Genomic DNA, 18,226 nt, shown 5'->3' with positions numbered 1-18,226 from the left:
AACAAGTCTTACTTTGTGCTGCCCGGCGCGGGGCTGGCGGTTGTGTTCCATTTCTGCTGCCAGCGCGGATACTCGCGGTTCAGCAGCTTTTCGGGCCAGACGCCGGCGTAGGCGTAGCCCGTGCGGCGCTCATACTCAATGTCGGCCAGCCTGGCCTGGGGCTTGGATTCGCGGCCCACGTAAATCGGCTGGTTGGTTTCCAGGTCGTAGAAGCGGGCCCAGATGGTGGAGCCGGCTTCCGGCACTATCACCCGGTCGAAGCCTTTGGGCTGGCGGGCGTCGGGCTGGTCTTTCACGGCGTAGCCGGTCAGCTTCACGGCATCGAGCCAGGCTACGGCGGCCTCCACGGCCTGCCGGATGGCGGGCGTCGGGTTTTCGGTATCCATCAGAAACCGCACGATGCCCACCGATTCCATGGCGCTGAGCGAGGCCAGCTCGAAAGCCCGGGCCTTGGCAGGCTGCAGGGTTACCTCGTCGTGCTGGGCGCACCAGGCCGTGAGCTTGCCGCGCTGCACGTATTGCGTTTTCAGGATGCAGTCGATGCCGCGTGCCACGGCCTGGGTGGCGGGCTCGGTCAGGCTGGCGTTCAGCGCGTCCAGGTCGTTGGTGCGGCGGCTCAGGTCCCGCAGTACCTGCAGCGCCTTCACCATGGCGTTGTCGTTGTAGGTTATCTGGTGGCGGTAGTTGCTCTTGTCGGGGTAGTACTGCGGAAAGCCGCCGTTGGCGTACTGCATCTGCAGCAGAAACCGGACTCCTTTCTCAGCCGCTGCCTTATACTCTGCTTTGCCGGTGGCTTTGAAGGCCTTGGCCAGGTAGCGGATTTCGCGGGTGGTAGCGTCGTTGTCGATGGTGGCGTCGTTGCGGCCGGCATCGGCCAGCGTGCTGGCCCGCACTGCTGCCGACAGCGGCTTGCTGTAGTCTACTTTGGCGCTGCCAACGGCTTTGGGCCAGCCTCCTACGCTGCGCTGATACACCAGCATCTTCTCGGCCACGCTGTCGGTGGAAGGCGCGGCAGCAGCAGATCCTGCCGGGGCAGTAGAAGCCGCCTGGGGCAATGCGGAGTACCGGTCTTTGGCTGTGGGGTCGTAAGCGGGCAACGCTACCGTGGCAGGCTTGCCCGATACCGGATACCAGCGGCCGCCAAACGTCCAGTCGGCCGTGATGTTGGAGGCTTTCAGGGCGCCGGGGGCGGTGCTCAGGTTGTCTTTGTGCCAGGCGTAGTCGCCCCCTTCGCGGCGGCAGTTCTGGTAATACACGCGGCGGCCCCACTGCTTCGCACCCGGACCCGAGCTGGCCTGGTAGATGTCGGCGTCGGCCATGTCGCGCGAGAACTTGCAGTTCACCAGGAAGAACTGCGCCTCGCGGTGAAAGCGGCCCAGCTTGAAGCCGGCATCGCCCTCAAACGAGCAGTTCTTGAGCACCGTTTTCGACTCCTGATTGCCGGAGCCGTCGTGCCAGATGGCGGCCGAGGTGTTGTGGCAGATGAAGCGGCAGTTTTCGGCGAAGGCCCAGCCGCGGGGGCAGTAGAAATCCACGCCGCCTTCCAGCGTGCAGTCCTTGAAGTAGTACATGCCGGCGTCCACATCCCAGGGGCTCACCGTGTCGCCGCCCAGCGCCCGCAGCGTGCAGTGCTTCACGGTGAGGCGGGTGGTGCCGGGCATGGTGCGCAGAGCCATCTGGTGGCCGTTTTTGCCGATGGTGCGCTTGCCGCCCGGAGCCGTGGCGCAGGGTATTTCCACGTCACCTTTGGCATCGAAGCCGTAGCTGTTGATGATGGTGAGGTTTTCGAGCGTGATATCCGGCGAGTTGCGCATGTTCAGCGTGGCCACACCCCAGTCGTCCTGGCCGGCCACCGGGTCGCAGCGCCACTCGTCGCGGGCCTGGGCGTAGGTGAGTACCACGCCCTTTTCGCTCTGGCCCTTGAGCGTGATGTTCTGCTTGCCATCGAGCATCACCTTTTCGCGGTAGGTGCCATTCTTGATGTACACCGTGCGCGGCCTGGCGGCCTCGTTGGGCAAGCTGTTGAGAGCAGCCTGGATGGTCCGGAACTGGCCCGAACCATCCGCTGCCACCGTCACCTGCTGGGCCCGGGCTGAAAAGATCCCCATCCCCCCTATCCCCGTCAGCAGGAGCAGTAGTTTCCTCAGTAGTCTCATAAATTCAAATGGCTCAGCCACTACACAAAATCTTCCCGCATCGGGCTGAAGGCATCAAGCAGCACGCCTGCTTCCACGCATACCACGCCGTGCACCACATTGGAGGGCGCATGAAACGTGTCGCCGGCCTGCAGCACCCGCATTTTTCCATCGACGGTCACGTTGAACCGGCCGCTGACGATGTGCGTCATCTGCGTGTGCACATGCCGGTGCGGCGGCCCGATGCTCCCCGCCTCAAACTCCACCCGCACCAGCATCAGCTGGCTGTCGTAGGTGAGCACCTTGCGGCGCACGCCTTCGCCCACGGTTTCCCAGGGCTGGGCATCGTCTTCGAGAAACAGGCGGTTGGAGGCGAGGAGCATAACGAAAACCGGAAAGGCGTTAGTAGCCGAAGTTCTGCACCAGCGCCGGGTCGGAGCTGAGCGTGCTTTGCGGAATCGGGAGCAGCTCTTTGCCGCGGTTGGGCACGTACTCGGCGGCCAGGCCGCTGGCCACACTCACATCAGCATTGCCACCCGGCGTCAGCACGTAGGAAGTGCCTACGGGCTTGGTGTTGGCAACGTAAGCGCCATTGATGGCCTGGCGCCAGTTCACGCGCACGGTACCGGCCGGCGCAGTGTTGGGCGTGGGTGAGGGACGGTAGAACGAGCGGGTCCACTGCACGGGGCCGGCGGCCGGCGTGCGGTAGTACATGTACAGCGGCACGTTCTGGTAAGGCGCTTCGCCCCGGGCCATCTTCTCGATGTTGGCTTTCACCTCGGCAATCTTGGTAGCGAACAGGTTCCAGCGGATCAGGTCGTACTTGCGGATGCCTTCGCTGCCGAACTCCAGATACCGCTCGTTTACCAGCGCATTGAAAAAGTTGTCTTTGCCGGCGAGGCTGAAACCAGCCGCGGTGAGAGTAGCCTGCGCCTTGGTCCGGTCGCCGCCGAAAGCACGGCCGCGCACTTCCAGCAGTGCACTTTGCGCCGAAGCAGTCGGGCCGTTCAGCTCGTTTTCAGCTTCGGCGTACATCAGCAGCACGTCGGCGAAGCGAATCAGGGGCCAGTTGTAGTCGAGGTAGTTGACGGAGCCGGTTACGGGCGGCACGTGCCAGTCTCGGCGGAATTTGCCGTCCGTGACGGAGTTCAGCGCCACACCCGACTGGAAGTTGGTACCCGTACCGATGCCGTAGGGCGTAATCGTAACGTCGCGGCGCGTGTCGGTGGAGTCGAACGCGTAGAAGTAAGGCGGCGCAATAGTAACGGCACCCTGCGTCGAGCCGTAGATGCCTGTAGTGTTCTGCAGGCGCGGGCCGTTGTAGTAGCCCAGCTTGCTGCCCGAGCCGGCCGTAGCCGTCGACATGCCCACCTGGAACAGGATTTCGTTGGCCGCTTCCGCGCGCTTCTCGTTGATGCTCTTGAACACCTCCAGGAAGCTGGGATTCAGGTTGTGCTCGCCCCGGTTAGCCATCAGCTCGGCGCACTCCTGGCGGGCAATGCGGTAATAGTCCTGGTAGTCGGGGGCGCGCTCCATCTGGCCGGTGCGGGCGTTGGCGTAGTAGCCACCCCGGAACAGCGCCAGACGAGCCCGCAGGGCTTTCACAGCGCCTTTGGTAATCCGCTCGTTGGCGGGGCCGGCGGCCGTGCGCCACGGCACCAGCTCCTCGGCCAGCAGCAGGTCCTCGATGAGCTTGGTCAGCGTGGCTTTGCGGTCGGCGTTCGGCAGGTTGAAGTCCTGGCCCGAAACCGACGGCGTGAACTGGGCCGGCACATCGCCCCAGTTGCGCACCAGCTCGAAGTAGTACTGGGCCCGCAGCGTCAGGGCCTCGCCGTGCAGGCGGCGCAGGGCGTCCTTATCGGCCGCCGAGCCGTTGGTGTAGAGGTCCATCTGCGGAATCTGCTGGATGCAGATGTTGGAGCGCTCCACGCCCTGGTACAGCTGGTTCCAGGGGTTGGTGATTTCGGTGTTGGTGGGCAGCATGGTGTAGCGCGCAATGCTGCGGCGGGCCCCGTCGGCCGGCCCCGCCGACCCGATCATCTCGTCGGAATCGTAGGGGAAGTACATGCTGATGCGGGTGCCGTACGCCTGGTCGCCGGACAGCGGGTCGTAGGCGCCGATGACGGCGGCGGTGGCCCCGGCTACGGTGCTGAAGGTATACGCCGTGGTGTTCAGGGCTACCGGCTCAATATCGAGGTAGTCTTTGCAGGAAGACACCAGTCCGGCACCACCCGCCAGGACTACCGCGGCTACCGCGGCTCGGAAAGGAATGAACGATTTCATAATCTGAGGCAAGAAGCGAGTGGGAATTACAGAGACAGGTTCACGCCGAACAGGAAGGCGCGGCTACGCGGATAGGCGGCGTAATCGACGCCCGGCGTCAGTGGGCTGGCGCGGCGGGTGCTCACCTCCGGGTCGTAGCCCGTGTATTTGGTGAAGGTGTAGAGGTTGTTGGCCGTCACGTAGAAGCGCAGGTTGTTGATTTTGGCGCGCTGCGTTACGGCTTTAGGCACCGTGTAGCCCAGGGTCAGGTTGTTGACGCGCAGGAACGAGCCATCTTCCACGGCCCACGAGTGCATGAAGTAGCCGCGGGTCGGCGTCCAGATGTTGGCGTTCTGGTTTACTTCGCGCAACCGGTCGAGCGTGGTAATCGGGCTGCCGTCGGCCTCCAGAATCCGGTACCGGTCGGCCATGATGTCGAGCACGTTGTTGAAGGCCGTGTTGGCCGTGTTCGTCGTAAACTCGATTTTGTTGGCGTTGTAAACCTTGTTGCCCAGCACGAAGTTCAGGAAGATGCTGGCGTCGAAGTTCTTGTAGGTGAACTGCTGGTTCAGGCCGCCCACCAGCTTGGGGTTGGTGTTGCCGATAACCGTCTGGTCCTGCGCATCAATCTTGCCGTCGCCGTTCAGGTCCTTGAGCTTGATCAGACCCGGCCGGAAGGCGGTTTCGCCAATCAGGCCCAGGTTGTTGAGCAGCGGCTGGTCGGTGCGGGGCGTCCAGGAGCCAATGCCGCCCGGCGTGGTAGCCGGTACGTAGCCCGTGAAGTCGTCGGCAGTGAGGTAGCCGTCCGTCACGTAGCCGTAGATCTGGCCGATTGGCTGGCCCACTTGTGCCACAAAGTCCTGGTTGAGGGCGGTACCGGCCCAGCCCGAGGCAATACCCGGAATTTCAGTCAGCCCTTCGCCCAGGCTTTCAATGCGGCCCCGGTTGATGGCGCCGTTGGCCGTGGCCGTCCAGGTGAAGTTTTCGTTCCGGACGATGGTGCCGATTACCTGCAGCTCGATACCACGGTTGGTGGTAGAGCCGATATTGCGCTGCTGCGAGGTGTAGCCTAGGAACGGCGGAATCGGGCGGTTGATGAGCAGGTCGTGGGTGGTGTTGTAGTAGGCATCCGCCGTTACCTGCACGCGGTTGTCCCACAGCGCGAGGTCAACCCCAATGTTACGCGACGTCGTGGATTCCCACTTCAGGTCCCGGTTGGGCAGCGTGGTAGCGGCCGAACCCAGCACGATGTTGTTGTTGAGCGAATACGGTGCGCTGCCCGCCTGGAACAGCTGGTCGTAGAGGAAGTCGTTGATGCGGTTGTTGCCGGCCTCACCGTAGCTCAGGCGCAGCTTCAGGTCCGATACAGCCGTAACCTCCTTAAAGAACTCCTCACGCGAAATGCGCCACGCCACCGAAGCGCCGGGGAAGAAGCCCCACTTGTTGCCGGTGTAGAACTTCGAGGAGCCATCGGCCCGGAACGTACCCGTAAACAGGTACTTATCGTCGTAAGAGTACGTCAGACGACCGAAGCCGGAAAGCAAGCGGTAAATCTGCGGAATGCTGGTCTGGGGCAGTACCGGCTGCGCGGTCTGGCCGGCGGGCAGCACGCCCTGGTTGATGTTGGCCAGCGCCCGCTCCGCCGTAATGTCCAGCGGCAGGAAGTTGGTCTGGATGTACTGCTGAACGTTTTTCTGCTGATAGATTTCGTGGCCCAGCAGCACGCCAAACGAGTGCAGCCCCGTTTTCTTGCTGTAGTCCAGCACGTTGGAGTTGTTCAGCGTTTCCTGCGTCTCGGTCGTGATGGTGGCGAAGGGCAGGTTGGCGTAGCCGCCCGAAGCCTGCCGGATGGTGGGCGAGTAGCGGCCGTTGAAGGTGCTCAGGTTGCGGTTGGTGATGTCGAAGCCCGCCGTGGAGCGGAACGTCAGGCCCTCCATAATCTGGAAGGCGGCATTGGCGCCGATGTTGAGCGTGCGGCGCTTGTCGTTGCGGTACTCGTTGTCGATGGCAATAACCGGGTTAACGAGCGTCGAAGTCTCGAAGAACTCGGGGTCAAACGCCGAAATGTCAATCACGCTGCCATCGGCGCGGGGCACCGACAGCGGCTGATACTGCACCGTGTTGCGCAGGCGCGAGGTGGTGTTGGAGCCGGTGGTAGAAGTGCCCGCGCCGTTGGTGCCCTGGTCGTTGAAGCGCACGTTCATGCCCACTTTCAGCCGCTCGCTGGCCTTGGTGTCGAAACGGAAGTTGATCAGGTTGCGCACGTAGTCGGAGCCGCGCTGAATGCCGTCCTCCTCGTTGCGGGTCAGGCTCAGCGAGTAGGTGGTGCCTTTCACGCCGCCCGCAATAGACACGTTGTGCGTCTGCTGGAAGGCGTCGCGGCCGAACACCTCATCCTGCCAGTTGAGGAAAGGAGAGTTGCGGGCCCGGCTGATGGTGTCGCTCTGGAAATTGGAGCTGCCGAACAGGTTCTTGAACGTCGTCAGGCCGCCCGAGCTGTTGCCAATCACGCTGGCGCGCTCAAACTGGTAGTCGAGGTACTGCGCAGGGTTCAGCACGTCCAGCTTGCTGCTGATGCGGCGGAAACCGGCAAAGCCGTTGTAGCTCACCACGGTGCGGCCTTCGATGCCTTTTTTGGTGGTGATGATAACTACGCCGTTGGCACCCCGGGCGCCGTAAATGGCCGTAGCGGAGGCGTCCTTCAGTACGTCAACCGAGGCAATATCCTGCGGCGCAATTACCGACAGGGCGTTTTCAATCTGGATACCGTCCACCACGTACAGCGGCGAGTTGTCCTGCGTGATGGAGCCCCCGCCCCGCACGCGCACCTGCACGTTCAGGTTGCCGGGCGTGCCTTCCGCCGAGGTCAGCTGCACACCTGCCAGACGGCCGGTCAGGGCCTCAGCGGCCGAGTTTACCGGAATGTCTTTGATCTGCTGCGCGCTCACCGACGAAACCGAGCCGGTTACGTCGCGGCGCGGCACGGCCTGGTAGCCGATTACCACCACGTCATCCAGCACCTTGCTGTCTTCCTTCAGCGAAATCTCGAAGTCGGTTTTGCTGCCCACCGGCACATCCTGCGACACGTAGCCGATGTAGCTGATGCTAAGCGTGGCGGCAGTGCCCTCGGGCAGCGAGAGGCTGAAGCGGCCGTCGCCGTCGGTAGAGGCGCCGTTAGTGGTGCCTTTCACTACCACCGTTACGCCGGGCAGAGCCTCACCTTTATCTGATTTCACGACCCCCTGCACGCGGCGCTGTTGCGCCCAGGCGGGGGCAGCTGCACACACCATGAGCGGCGCGAGCAACAGTAGTTTTCTTTTCATGATGTGTGGGAATTTTTGGATGAAGAAGCTTCAGGAAGTAGCTGGCTTAGCGCAGCTGGTCGATGGGAGCCGGGTCCATGTCGGTGTACTCGCGGTTTTCGCCGCCCATGCCCCAGATGAAGGTGTAGCCGGCCGTGCCGCAGCCCGAGTGGATAGACCACGGCGGCGACAGAATAGCCTGCCCCTCTCCTACCCACAGGTGGCGGGTTTCCTGGGGCTGGCCCATCAGGTGCAGCACGCGCTGGCCCTGAGGCATGTCGAAGTAGAGGTAGGCTTCCATGCGCCGGTCGTGGGTGTGGGCGGGCATGGTGTTCCACACGCTGCCGGCGTGCAGCTGCGTGAGGCCCATTACCAGCTGGCAGCTCTGAATGCCTTCGGCGTAGATGTACTTATAGATGGTGCGCTGATTGGCCGTTTCCAGCTCGCCCAGCGTTACGGGCGTGGCCTCGGCCTGGCTCAGGCGGGTGGTGGGGTGCGTGGCGTGGGCCGGCGTCGAAAGCAGATAGAACTTAGCGGGCTGCGTGGCATCGGTGCTGGCGAAGCGCACGTCTTTGGCGCCTTTGCCCACGTACAGGCAGTCCTGGCGGCCCAGCTCATACGTAGTGCCGTCCACCGTCACGGTGCCGGCGCTGCCGATGTTGAGAATGCCCAGCTCCCGGCGCTCCAGAAAGTACTCGGCCTTCAGGTTGCCGGGGTTGGGCAGGTCAATGGCCTCGGCCGTGGGCACCACGCCCCCCACCATCATCCGGTCGTAGTGCGTGTATACCAACTCGATTTCGCCGGGCACAAACAGAGTTTCAATCAGGAAATTCTCCCGCAGCTGCTCGGTGTTCATCGCCGCTGTCTCGCGCGGCCCGATGGCATATCGTTGGTTCATTCGGAGGGGTGGTTTACGTGGTGGTGAGAGGCCGCCGGTTCGGATAGAAGCGAGCAGACCACTCAGTTACTCAGCTTGTTCAGGTACTCTATCGTCCCATCCAGCCGCCATCGACGGTGAGGATGGTGCCGTGCACATAGTCGGAAGCCGAAGAGGCCAGGAACACAGTGGGGCCCTGGAAATCTTCGGGCTTGCCCCAGCGGCCGGCCGGAATGCGGCCCAGAATGCTCTGGCTGCGCTCCGGGTCCTGGCGCAGGGCCTCGGTGTTGTCGGTGGCGATGTAGCCGGGCGCAATGGCGTTGACGTTGACGCCGCGGCCGCCCCATTCATTGGCCAGCGCCTTCACTACGCTGCCAATAGCGCCCTTGCTGGCCGCGTAGCCCGGCACGTTGATGCCGCCCTGGAACGTGAGCAGCGAAGCCGTGAAGATGATTTTGCCCGAGCCCTGCGCCAGCATGCGCCCCCCGATGGCGCGCGCAATCCGGAACGGTGCGTCCAGGTTAATGGCCAGCACATTGTCCCAGAGCTCATCGGCGTGCTCGGCGGCGGGGGCCCGCTGAATGGTGCCGGCGTTGTTGATCAGAATATCGATGCGCGGGAAATCCTGCTGCACCTGCTGCAGAAAAGCATCCACGGAAGCCCGCTGGCTGAAATCGGCCTGGTAGGCGGTGAAGCGGCGGCCCAGGGCCTGCACTTTCTGCTCTGTCTCGGAGCCCTGCAGGGCCAGCGTGGCCGACACGCCGATGATGTCGGCGCCGGCAGCGGCCAGCCCCAGCGCCATACCCTGACCAATGCCTTTGTTGCAGCCCGTTACGAGGGCTACTTTACCGGTAAGGTCAAAGGCGGTGGGAATGCTCATGGAGGTGGGGTTATAAACTTTTCGAAGAATGGAGGTGTATCTTTCGTACACTGCCGTGCCAATCAGCTCTTATAAGGTTATGCGTTGTGCGAGCCAAATGGAAGAATAGCACAATGTTTATTCGTGCAAACGTTATCGGGAACGTTGCCAACGCCCGGATTTGCGTACCTTAAAAAGGGGGTTGCAGCGAAATCGGCCAGCTATTTCTATTTTCAGCCCCGGAAGCACTCCTGTCCCGCCGTGTGCGGTTCTTGCATTTTGGTAAGTCAGCCCTCACCCACCCGCTAAATCCCACCTATCCGTTGGAAACCTTCACCATAAAAGACATTGCCCGCGAGCTGAATATTTCCACCTCTACTGTATCGCGCGCATTGCGGGGCTCCTACGAAATTAACCCCGAAACCAAGCGCCTGGTGATGGAGTGTGCCGCCCGACTCAACTACCGGCCCAACCCCATTGCCCTCAGCCTGAAAGGCAGCGCCAGCCGCGCCATCGGCGTGATAGTGCCCCAGATTGCCAACTACTTCTTTTCGCAGGCCATCAACGGCATCGAGGCCATTGCTTATAACCGGGGCTACCACGTCATCATTTTCCAGAGCCAGGAGTCGTACGAGCGGGAGGTGGCCAACGTGCAGCAGGCTTCGTCGCGGAAGGTAGACGGGCTGCTGATTTCGCTTTCCAGCGAAACGTCCGACGTGTCGCACCTGAAGGATCTGCAGGAAAAAAACGTGCCGCTGGTGCTCTTCGACCGGGTTTCGCCGGAGCTGGAAGCCACCCAGATTGTGGCCGACAACTTCGGAGGGGCCTTTTCGGCCACCGAGCACCTGATTCAGTCGGGCCGGCGGCGCATTGCGCACCTCACCATTCAGCCCTGGCTGAGCATCACGCGGGAACGGCTGGCCGGCTACCGCGCGGCGCTGGAGAAATACGGCCTGGAATTCGACGATACGCTGGTGCGCTACGGCACCTTCGGGTCCGATGAAGTAGGCCCGATGGTAGACGAGCTGATGCGCCTGGAGTCGCCGCCGGATGCCTTCTTCACGGCTTCCGACCGGCTGGCCGTGGGCTGCCTGCAGGCGTTGCGCCAGCGGCAGCTGCAGATTCCGGAAGACGTGTCGCTGATTGGCTTCACCAACCTCAACGTGGCCGACCTGCTGGACCCGTCGCTGAGCACGGTGGTGCAGCCGGCCACTGAAATCGGGCAGGTAGCCGCCGAGCGCCTCATCGACCTGATTGAGCGCAAGCAGCGGGCACTGCCCATCGAAACCGTGAAGATTCCGACCGAGCTGATTGTGCGCTCCTCCACGCGGCTCAGCGGCCAGCAGCAGCCCCTGAGCGTAGCGCGCACCTAGCGGCACACGCTGGCCACCGGCCACAAAAAAACGCGCCCCGCGGCCCGGCCCATTCACTCTCTGGGCTTTGATGGCTGCGGGGCGCGTTTTGCGTAGCTAGCCGGCTATTGCAGCAACCAGGTAGCTATGTCTTTGGCTGCGTTGAAGTTCTCGAACGTAGCCGGAATCTTGCGGCCATCCACGTACTCGTTGTAGAGCCATGGGTCGCCGACGGCAAACACGGTGCCTTTGCCGACTTTGGCCGTCGCAATGACGGTGTGCTCACCCATCTTCACGAGCGGCGTGGCCGGCGCTTTCACATCCAGCGGCGCCAGTTCCTTGATGTAGGCTGATTTAGCGGTTTTGAACACGGCGTTGCCAGCCGGCAGATTCACGCGGCCCTGCTCAAACTCATTGCCCTTCACCATATTCAGGTTCAGCGGCTTGAACTGCATCCCGAAGGCGGCGGCCAGCGTGTTGAAGCGCGGAATTTCGCAGTTGCTCGTGTCGTTGGCCATCAGTACCAGCGTGCCGCCATCCTTCACCCATTTCGTGAGGGCCTGCACGTCGGCGGGCTGCACAAAGTTGGGTTTCGCGGTTTCCTTTTTGGTGTCGGGGTCCACGATGATGTAGACGTCCACGCCCTTCAGTGCGGCGGCAGTCGGAGCCGTGGCAATGGTGGTGGTTTTGGCGCCCAGGTCGCGGAACTGCTGGCCCCAGAAGTAGAAGCCGCCGTGCGTGCGGTCGTCCCAGGTGTAGTGCCAGGTTTCCTGCTGGCCGCTGAGCTTGCTCTGGCGCAGCTCGTGGTTGAAGTAGTTATCGACGGCCACGGTTTTGCCTTTGCCGAGGCGGCTTTCGGCGGCTATTTCCATCTCAATGCTGGCCAGAATGAATGGCCCCACCCCTTTCAGGTCGTTTTTGCGCAGGGGTTCGGACAGGTAGTACTCGTAGCTACCGTTGCGGTAGGGCTTGCCGCCCAGGCCGCCCACGCTCACCGTGCCATTGAAGGCCAGCGCGCCGCTCGTTTCAGCCACGAAGGTTTTCAGCAGGCCATCGTAGCCTTTGCGGGCCGCGTCGGCGTACTTCTTATCGAGGTAGCCCATGCGCACGCCCTTCTGCAGGAAGTACACAAACATGCTGCTGCCCGACGCCTCGGCGTAGTTGCCTTTGCGCGCAGCCTGGTCCACAACCAACGACCAGGTGCCGGTTTTGGCGTCCTGATACTTGGCCAGCACCGGCGCCAGGCGCTGCGCGGCTTTCACCAGCATGGGGCGCTGGGGGTGGTTCTGCGGGAAATAGTCGAGCACGTCTACCAGCGCCATGGCGTACCAGCCCATGCCCCGGTCCCAGAAGTTGGGGCTCTGGCCGGTGGTTTTGTTGGCCCACTGCTGCTCCCGGCTTTCGTCGTAGCCGTGGTACATCAGGCCGGTTTTCGGGTCTACCAGGTTTTGCTCAATCAGGGCAAACTGCTTGGCAATGTCGTCGAAGCCGGCCGGCTGATTGAACACCTGGCTGTACTCGGCATAGAACGGCTCGGCCATGTACAGGCCGTCGAGCCACATCTGGTTGGGGTAGATTTTCTTGTGCCAGAAGCCGCCGGCCTTGGTGCGCGGCTGCCCGTCCAGCTGCTTGCGCAACAGCTGCGCGGCTTTCTGGTACTTCTCGGCCTGCGGCACCGACATCTGGCCCAGCGTGAGCAGCACGTGGCCGGTGGTCAGGTTGTCGAGGTTGTAGTCTTCGAGCTTGTAGGTGCGGATGGTGCCATCGGGTCGCACGAACTGGTCGAGGTCTTTCTGGATGTAGGTGAAGTAGCGGGCGTCGCCGGTGCGCTGCCACACCCGTTCCATGGCCTTCAGCATCAGGCCCTGCTCATAGTCCCAGCGGGCGGTTTTGCGGTTGCCAATCAGGATGGAATCCGGGTGCCAGCTGATAAACGCATCGGTCATGCGCTGCGACATGGGCCGGGCAGCGGCCGGCGCGGTTTGCGCCTGCACGGTAGCAGCAGCAGTAGTCAGCAGCAGGCCGGAAAGCAGGAAAGGGCGGAAGGTCATGGGCGGAATGAAAATAGACAAACGTGGTGGGCGGGCGCCGGTGGCAGAGTGCCGCTGAAGCGGGCAGTCGGCTTACATTTTCGAAACCGTCACGGCTTTCTTGGCCACTTTCTCACCGGTTTCCAGGCCCTTTTTGGCTGCTTTGGTGTCGGTATTCACCAGCTTCACGGCTTTGCTCCGGCTACCCGTCACGCGCAGCAGCAGGTCGGCGCCGGGCCGGTACTTGATGTTGTCGAGGGTGATGTTCTGGCTGTTCTGCACTTCCATCACGGGCTTGGTATCGGCAGAGAATAGTGCCACGTTTTTCAGGCGGATGCCGTTGCCTTCCTGGCACACGAGCCCGGCTTTGCTTTCCAGCACGGCATTTTCAATTTCGATGTCCTGAATGTTCATTTCGGGCAGGCCGCGCACCAGAATGCCGGTGGCCGCGCCTTTGCAGACCACGTTTTTGATGCGGAAGCTCTTGAACTGCGGGGTGCCTTCGTTCAGCGGCTCAGCCTTGATTTCGGGAATAGCAAACGCCTCGCCAGATGCCTGCACGGGGTCTTTGGCCGCGTAGTACATATCGAACAGGATGGCCTCGCCGGCAATGTCGGTCATGTCTACGCCATCCACGAAGATGTTCTCGACCACGCCGCCACGGCCGCGGGTCGTTTTGAAGCGCAGCCCCACATCCGTCCCGATGAAAGTGCAGTTGTTGACGAAGATGTTGCGCGCGCCGCCCGACATTTCGGAGCCAATCACGAAGCCGCCGTGGGCGTGGTACACTTTCGTGTCGCGGATGATGAAGTTCTCGGTGGGCACGCCGCGCTTGCGGCCTTCCTCGTCGCGGCCCGACTTGATGCAGATACCGTCGTCGCCCACGTCAAAGGTGCAGTTTTCCACCAGGCCGTTGCGGCACGATTCCAGGTCGAGGGCATCGGTGTTCTGGCCGTACCAGGGGTTGCGGGCCGTCACGTTGCGCACCGTAATGTTGTCGCAGAGCAGCGGATGAATAGTCCAGGCCGGGGAGTTCTGAATGGTGAAGCCTTCGAGCAGAATCTGCTTGCAGCGCTGCAGGCTGAGCATGTTGGGCCGCAGGAAATCCTTGAACTCGGCGTATTTGCTGAAGTCCGGCTCCTGCCCGGCCGTCAGGGTCCAGGGTTTGTTGAGGGTAGAGCCTTTCAGGGAGCCGGCGGTAGGGTACCACACGCTGCCCTTCGCATCGAGCACGCCACCCGATTTCACCAGCTTCTGCCACTGGCCGGAACTGAGCTTTTCCTTTTTCACCATGCGCCATGCGTCGCCGGCCCCATCGAAGGTGCCTTCGCCGGTAATGGCAATGTTTTCGAGGTCGAAGCCGTAGATGGGCGACTGGTTGCGCACGGCATCCTCGCCTTCCCAGTTGGTTTTGATAAGCTGATAATCGGAAAGCTTGCTGCTGAACTGCACCAGCGCGCCGCGCTGTACGTGCAGGTTCACGTTGCTTTTCAGCTGAATCGGGCCGGTGAGCCACAGACCGCGCGGCACCAGCACCACGCCGCCCTGCTGGCTGCAGGCCTCAATGGCTTTGCGGAAGGCGTCGGTGTTGAGCGTCTGGCCATCGGCCACGGCCCCGTACTTCACGATGTTGAAGGTGTCTTTGCGGAAAACCGGCTGCAATACCACCGGCAGGTCGAAAGCGTACTTGCCGGCGAAACCCAGCGGCTTGAGGTGGCTGGCGAGGCCGAGGTTGAGCTTTTTCACGTCCTGGGCCACCAGCTGCGCCACCCGTTCAGCACCGTAAGCCGAGAAGTGGGTGTTGTCGAGCTTGGTGTTGTTGGCGCCGTTCTGGTAGCTCCAGAACAGGGGCTTGGTGTCGGCGTCGCCGAGCTGGCTGTACAGGGCCCAGCTGGTTTCGTGCAGGTCAATCAGGGGCACTTTCTGGGCTTTGGCCACTTCCCGCACCACGCTAGGGTATTGGCCGTGGTCGTCTTTGCGCTTGCCGGCTTCGGTGAAGTAGCGGCGGCCCACCGGCGTCAGCAGCACCGGATTGGCACCTTTGGCGCGGGCTTCCTGCACGTAGCGGGTCAGGTTCTGGCGGTAGGCCGTCTGGGGCGCGGCGTAGCGGGCGGTATCTTCCTGCTTGGAGTCGTTGTGGCCGAACTGAATCAGCACCCAGTCGCCGGGCTTCACCTGCTCCAGCACCTTGGCCCAGCGGCCTTCGTGGCGGAAGTTGCGGGTGCTGCGGCCGTTCATGGCGTGGTTCTGCACGGCAACGCCCTCCTCGAAATACGACTTGAAATACATGCCCCAGCCACGCTCGGCCTTGTCCAGCGGCTTGTCCGACATGGTGGAGTCGCCAACCAGGAAAATGGTGGGTTTGCGGCTATCGGCGGCCGGGCGGAAGGCCAGCAGCAGCACGGCCAGGAATACAACGCAAAGCTGTTTCATACGAGGTGGGAATAGCGGAAGCGGCAGGATTATTCAGCCCGAAAAAGCAGTTTTCCGGGATGCCCGTGCCGCCGGGAGCAGGTGACTGGTTGTTAAGGTTAACCCAATTGTTGGCCAGGGCTGCACGAACCGGCGGCAATATCTGCGCAATCGTTATCGGGAACGTTGCCAGCGGCTCGCGCGCAGGGCGGCTCCGCTCAGATACTACGGGGTTTCGGCAGGCAAAATCACTTGTTTCAGGAGTACGCGCCGGCAGGGCTCCACCACTGGCATTGCATTTTTCCCGTATAGCCTTCGGCATTTCTGCCAGTCCTGCTCCATCTTTGCCGCTACTTCTGGCTTCTAACTCATCCCTGATATGAAAGCGCTGCTGCTGATTGATATTCAAAATGATTTTGTGCCCGGCGGGGCGCTGGCCGTGTCCGGTGGGGAGGCCATTATTCCGCTCGTGAATGCGCTGCAGCCCCGCTTCGAGCTGGTAGTGGCTACCCAGGACTGGCACCCGGCCGGGCACGGCAGCTTCGCCAGCAGCCACCCCGGCCGCCAGCCGTTCGAGCAGACCGAGCTGTACGGCTTGCCCCAGACCCTGTGGCCCGACCACTGCGTGCAGGGCACGCCCGGCGCCGACTTCCACCCTGCCCTCGACCAGCACCGCATTGAGGCCATTTTCCGCAAAGGCACCAACCCCGACATCGACTCGTACAGCGGCTTCTTCGACAACGGCCACCGCAAAAGCACCGGCCTGGCCGACTACCTGCGCGGCCGCGGCGTGACGCAGGTGTACCTGGCGGGCCTGGCGGCCGACTACTGCGTGTATTTCTCCGCCAAAGACGCGCTGCAGCAGGGTTTTGAGGTGTTCTTCGTGGAGGAAGCCACCCGCGCCATCAGTGCCGAAGGCTATCAGCAGGCCCGCGCCGAGCTACTGGAATTGGGTGCGCGCTTTGTGCCAGTGGCGGAAGTGTAGGCAACTACGGCCGCTTTATTTGCGGCGGGCCACCACCGAGTACACCATCGGCAGTTTGCCGGGCAGGTGCTTCAGGCGGTACTGCCGCTCGCCGGTTTGCTCCAGCTCCGCGAAACAGTTGTAGGGCGAATAGTCATACTCGTCGAAGTGCGTGACTTCCAGCCCCTGCCGGAGCAGGGCGCCCAGCACTTCGCTCAGGCTGTGGTTCCAGGAAACGGATGTGGTTTCGATGGGGGCGCCACCACCCATGCTCGGGCTTCTCTGGCAGCTAATTTCAGCGAATCAGCCGTCGAAGGTGATGATTGGGCGGCAGCAGGGAAAACAGCACCTTATTGCATTTTCACATGGCGCTGCTTTACTATTTTTCTCTTCTGTCAAAAACATAGGGCTTCCGCAAAAACGGCGAACTATTCTGGTCGGCCGGGGGCTTATCTTAGCCGACTTATCTGCCTGCCGCCTATGGGCGCGCAGCGGCTCCTTACTTCTTCCCTGCCTTCTGCATGATCAGACTGGAATACTTTACGCCTGCCGATTTCACGCAACTCATCAGCTGGATTACCGACCCCAAGCTGCTCATGAACTGGTCGGGTTCCCTGTTCAGCTTCCCGCTCACCGAGGACAAACTCGCCTGGTACCTCGCAGACACCAACGACCCCGCCACTTCCGACGCGCTGATTTACAAGGCCATCGAAACCAAAACCGGCGAGGTAGTGGGGCATATTTCGCTGGGCGGTATCAGCCGCAAAAACAGCGCGGCCCGCATCAGCCGCGTGCTGGTTGGCAACAGCACCGCCCGGCGCCGCGGCATCTGCCAGGGCATAATGAAGGCCGTGCTGCGCATCGGGTTCGAGGAGCTGGGCCTGCACCGCATCGATTTGGGCGTGTACGACTTCAACACGGCTGCTATCCGGTGCTACGGAAAGGCCGGAATGCAGCAGGAAGGCCTCTCGCGCGACATTCTCAAGTACGAAGACGAATACTGGAGCCTGATTGAAATGAGCATGCTCGACCACGAATGGCACGCTCTGCAAGGCACCTAGCCCCAACGCTTTCCGCACGTTGTCTACATCAAAAACGCCCCGCCTGGTTAGCCAGACGGGGCGTTTTTGCACCAGTAAGCGGGCTGTATCAGTGGCCGTTCATCAGCTTGAAGCGGGCATCCAGTTGCTCCCGTGAGGCGCGCCGGGCTTCCTCGGAGGTACCGTAGCCGACTTCCTCCTCCCCTGCTGCCAAGCGCTGCATTACGGAGTCGGCGAAGTCATGGACGGGCACGCCGAAGGTGTGCAGGCCGGGGCCGCCCAGGTCGGTATTGACGGCCGGCGGCACGATTTCCAGCACCCGCACCGGCGTAGCGGCCAGCTGCTGCCGCAACGACAGCGTAAACGAATGCAGCGCCGCCTTGGTGGCGCTATACACCGGAGCCGCCACCAGCGGCGCAAACGCCAGCCCCGACGTGACGTTGATAATGGCCGGCTGCCGCTGCTCCCGCAGATGCGGAACAAACAGCGTGCTCAGGTGAATAGGCGCTTCCAGGTTGATGGCCAGCTCCTGCTGCTGCGTTTCCCAGTCGCTGGGCTCGGTGAGCCGCACGCGGCGCTGAATGCCCGCATTGTTCACCAGCACATTCAGGCGCGGAAATTCCTGCTGCACCCAGGCTAGTAATGCCAGCCGCTCGGTAGCCCGGCCCACGTCGCAAACCCAGATGTGGAGGCCGGGCAGGTGGCGCTGCGCCTCGCGCAGCTTGTCTTCGCGCCGGCCTACCGCAATTACTTTGCTGCCGGCTTTCACAAACCGCTCGGCCAGTGCCAGGCCGATACCGGACGCGCCGCCCGTAATCAGTACCGTATTTCCTTCGAGTTTCATGGTGCGTGTGCGTGGTGTGGCAAGCCTATGTGTGCTGTACCGGCCAAGCGGTTTTTTGGTTGGCCTGCCCCCGTTACAGCCTGTTGGTGCGGTTGCAGAGCCAGGCAGCTGCAACCGCACCAACAGGCTGTAACGGGGGCAGCCAAAGT

General features: G+C 62.3%; 13 protein-coding genes. 3 read left to right on the top strand and 10 right to left on the bottom strand.

What is annotated here, in order from left to right; genetic code table 11:
- Positions 1 to 8 precede the first annotated feature (8 nt).
- From pelA to kduD, 6 genes are all read right to left on the bottom strand, one after another.
- Positions 9 to 2,108: a pectate lyase gene (pelA, locus tag BUE15_RS22215; RefSeq protein ID WP_211617680.1), complete on the bottom strand. Its 2,100-nt coding sequence runs from the start codon at positions 2,106 to 2,108 to the stop codon at positions 9 to 11.
- A 68-nt stretch (positions 2,109 to 2,176) separates the two neighbouring features.
- Positions 2,177 to 2,518, bottom strand: a complete 342-nt coding sequence (locus tag BUE15_RS16660; protein ID WP_073287684.1) for a cupin domain-containing protein — start codon at positions 2,516 to 2,518, stop codon at positions 2,177 to 2,179.
- 19 nt (positions 2,519 to 2,537) lie between these two features.
- The gene (locus BUE15_RS16655; RefSeq protein WP_073287682.1) at positions 2,538 to 4,418 is read right to left on the bottom strand and encodes a RagB/SusD family nutrient uptake outer membrane protein; all 1,881 of its coding nucleotides are present in this window, start codon (positions 4,416 to 4,418) and stop codon (positions 2,538 to 2,540) included.
- 26 nt (positions 4,419 to 4,444) lie between these two features.
- Positions 4,445 to 7,720 carry a SusC/RagA family TonB-linked outer membrane protein gene (locus tag BUE15_RS16650; RefSeq protein ID WP_073287680.1) on the bottom strand — a complete coding sequence of 1,092 codons (3,276 nt, stop codon included), beginning with the start codon at positions 7,718 to 7,720 and terminating at the stop codon, positions 4,445 to 4,447.
- Positions 7,721 to 7,766: 46 nt separating this feature from the next.
- A complete protein-coding gene (kduI, locus tag BUE15_RS16645; protein WP_073287678.1) occupies positions 7,767 to 8,597 on the bottom strand; it encodes a 5-dehydro-4-deoxy-D-glucuronate isomerase in 831 nt (276 codons plus the stop codon).
- Between the two features lie 88 nt (positions 8,598 to 8,685).
- Positions 8,686 to 9,456, bottom strand: a complete 771-nt coding sequence (gene kduD / locus BUE15_RS16640; protein WP_073287677.1) for a 2-dehydro-3-deoxy-D-gluconate 5-dehydrogenase KduD — start codon at positions 9,454 to 9,456, stop codon at positions 8,686 to 8,688.
- A gap of 302 nt (positions 9,457 to 9,758) precedes the next feature.
- On the opposite strand from kduD, the gene BUE15_RS16635 reads away from it, so the two are divergent.
- Complete coding sequence (locus BUE15_RS16635) at positions 9,759 to 10,808, top strand: LacI family DNA-binding transcriptional regulator (RefSeq protein ID WP_073287675.1); 1,050 nt, start codon at positions 9,759 to 9,761, stop codon at positions 10,806 to 10,808.
- Between the two features lie 104 nt (positions 10,809 to 10,912).
- On the opposite strand, the gene BUE15_RS16630 is transcribed toward BUE15_RS16635, so the two are convergent.
- Positions 10,913 to 12,838 (bottom strand): glycoside hydrolase family 88/105 protein, encoded by a 1,926-nt coding sequence (locus BUE15_RS16630; RefSeq protein WP_073287744.1) that lies wholly within the window; start codon positions 12,836 to 12,838, stop codon positions 10,913 to 10,915.
- A gap of 72 nt (positions 12,839 to 12,910) precedes the next feature.
- Complete coding sequence (locus BUE15_RS16625; protein WP_073287673.1) at positions 12,911 to 15,250, bottom strand: glycosyl hydrolase family 28 protein; 2,340 nt, start codon at positions 15,248 to 15,250, stop codon at positions 12,911 to 12,913.
- A 358-nt stretch (positions 15,251 to 15,608) separates the two neighbouring features.
- Here BUE15_RS16625 and pncA point away from each other — a divergent pair, with 358 nt between their 5' ends.
- On the top strand, positions 15,609 to 16,214 hold the full coding sequence (gene pncA, locus BUE15_RS16620) for a bifunctional nicotinamidase/pyrazinamidase (protein WP_073287671.1): 606 nt from the start codon (positions 15,609 to 15,611) through the stop codon (positions 16,212 to 16,214).
- A gap of 15 nt (positions 16,215 to 16,229) precedes the next feature.
- Here pncA and BUE15_RS16615 read toward each other — a convergent pair whose 3' ends face one another.
- Entirely contained in the window at positions 16,230 to 16,463 is a 234-nt protein-coding gene (locus BUE15_RS16615) for a hypothetical protein (protein WP_073287669.1), read from the bottom strand.
- Positions 16,464 to 16,714: 251 nt separating this feature from the next.
- Here BUE15_RS16615 and BUE15_RS16610 point away from each other — a divergent pair, with 251 nt between their 5' ends.
- Positions 16,715 to 17,254: a GNAT family N-acetyltransferase gene (locus tag BUE15_RS16610; RefSeq protein ID WP_073287667.1), complete on the top strand. Its 540-nt coding sequence runs from the start codon at positions 16,715 to 16,717 to the stop codon at positions 17,252 to 17,254.
- 88 nt (positions 17,255 to 17,342) lie between these two features.
- Here the strand turns inward: BUE15_RS16610 and BUE15_RS16605 are convergent, their stop codons facing one another.
- Complete coding sequence (locus tag BUE15_RS16605; RefSeq protein WP_073287665.1) at positions 17,343 to 18,077, bottom strand: SDR family oxidoreductase; 735 nt, start codon at positions 18,075 to 18,077, stop codon at positions 17,343 to 17,345.
- Positions 18,078 to 18,226: the final 149 nt, after the last annotated feature.

The sequence above is a fragment of the Hymenobacter psychrotolerans DSM 18569 genome (assembly GCF_900142395.1).
GTDB lineage: Bacteria > Bacteroidota > Bacteroidia > Cytophagales > Hymenobacteraceae > Hymenobacter > Hymenobacter psychrotolerans.
The sequence above is the reverse complement of the archived record's forward strand: the minus strand, read 5'-3'. Positions and strand labels throughout refer to the sequence as shown.

Excerpts from the sequence above, each read along its gene's own strand:
- pelA (WP_211617680.1), bottom strand. The coding sequence starts at position 2,108 with ATGGGGATCTTTTCAGCCCGGGCCCAGCAGGTGACGGTGGCAGCGGAT.
- BUE15_RS16650 (WP_073287680.1), bottom strand. The coding sequence starts at position 7,720 with ATGAAAAGAAAACTACTGTTGCTCGCGCCGCTCATGGTGTGTGCAGCT.
- BUE15_RS16625 (WP_073287673.1), bottom strand. The coding sequence starts at position 15,250 with ATGAAACAGCTTTGCGTTGTATTCCTGGCCGTGCTGCTGCTGGCCTTC.
- BUE15_RS16610 (WP_073287667.1), top strand. The coding sequence starts at position 16,715 with ATGATCAGACTGGAATACTTTACGCCTGCCGATTTCACGCAACTCATC.
- BUE15_RS16605 (WP_073287665.1), bottom strand. The coding sequence starts at position 18,077 with ATGAAACTCGAAGGAAATACGGTACTGATTACGGGCGGCGCGTCCGGT.
- BUE15_RS16630 (WP_073287744.1), bottom strand. The coding sequence starts at position 12,838 with ATGACCTTCCGCCCTTTCCTGCTTTCCGGCCTGCTGCTGACTACTGCT.
- kduI (WP_073287678.1), bottom strand. The coding sequence starts at position 8,597 with ATGAACCAACGATATGCCATCGGGCCGCGCGAGACAGCGGCGATGAAC.
- pncA (WP_073287671.1), top strand. The coding sequence starts at position 15,609 with ATGAAAGCGCTGCTGCTGATTGATATTCAAAATGATTTTGTGCCCGGC.
- kduD (WP_073287677.1), bottom strand. The coding sequence starts at position 9,456 with ATGAGCATTCCCACCGCCTTTGACCTTACCGGTAAAGTAGCCCTCGTA.
- BUE15_RS16660 (WP_073287684.1), bottom strand. The coding sequence starts at position 2,518 with ATGCTCCTCGCCTCCAACCGCCTGTTTCTCGAAGACGATGCCCAGCCC.
- BUE15_RS16655 (WP_073287682.1), bottom strand. The coding sequence starts at position 4,418 with ATGAAATCGTTCATTCCTTTCCGAGCCGCGGTAGCCGCGGTAGTCCTG.
- BUE15_RS16615 (WP_073287669.1), bottom strand. The coding sequence starts at position 16,463 with ATGGGTGGTGGCGCCCCCATCGAAACCACATCCGTTTCCTGGAACCAC.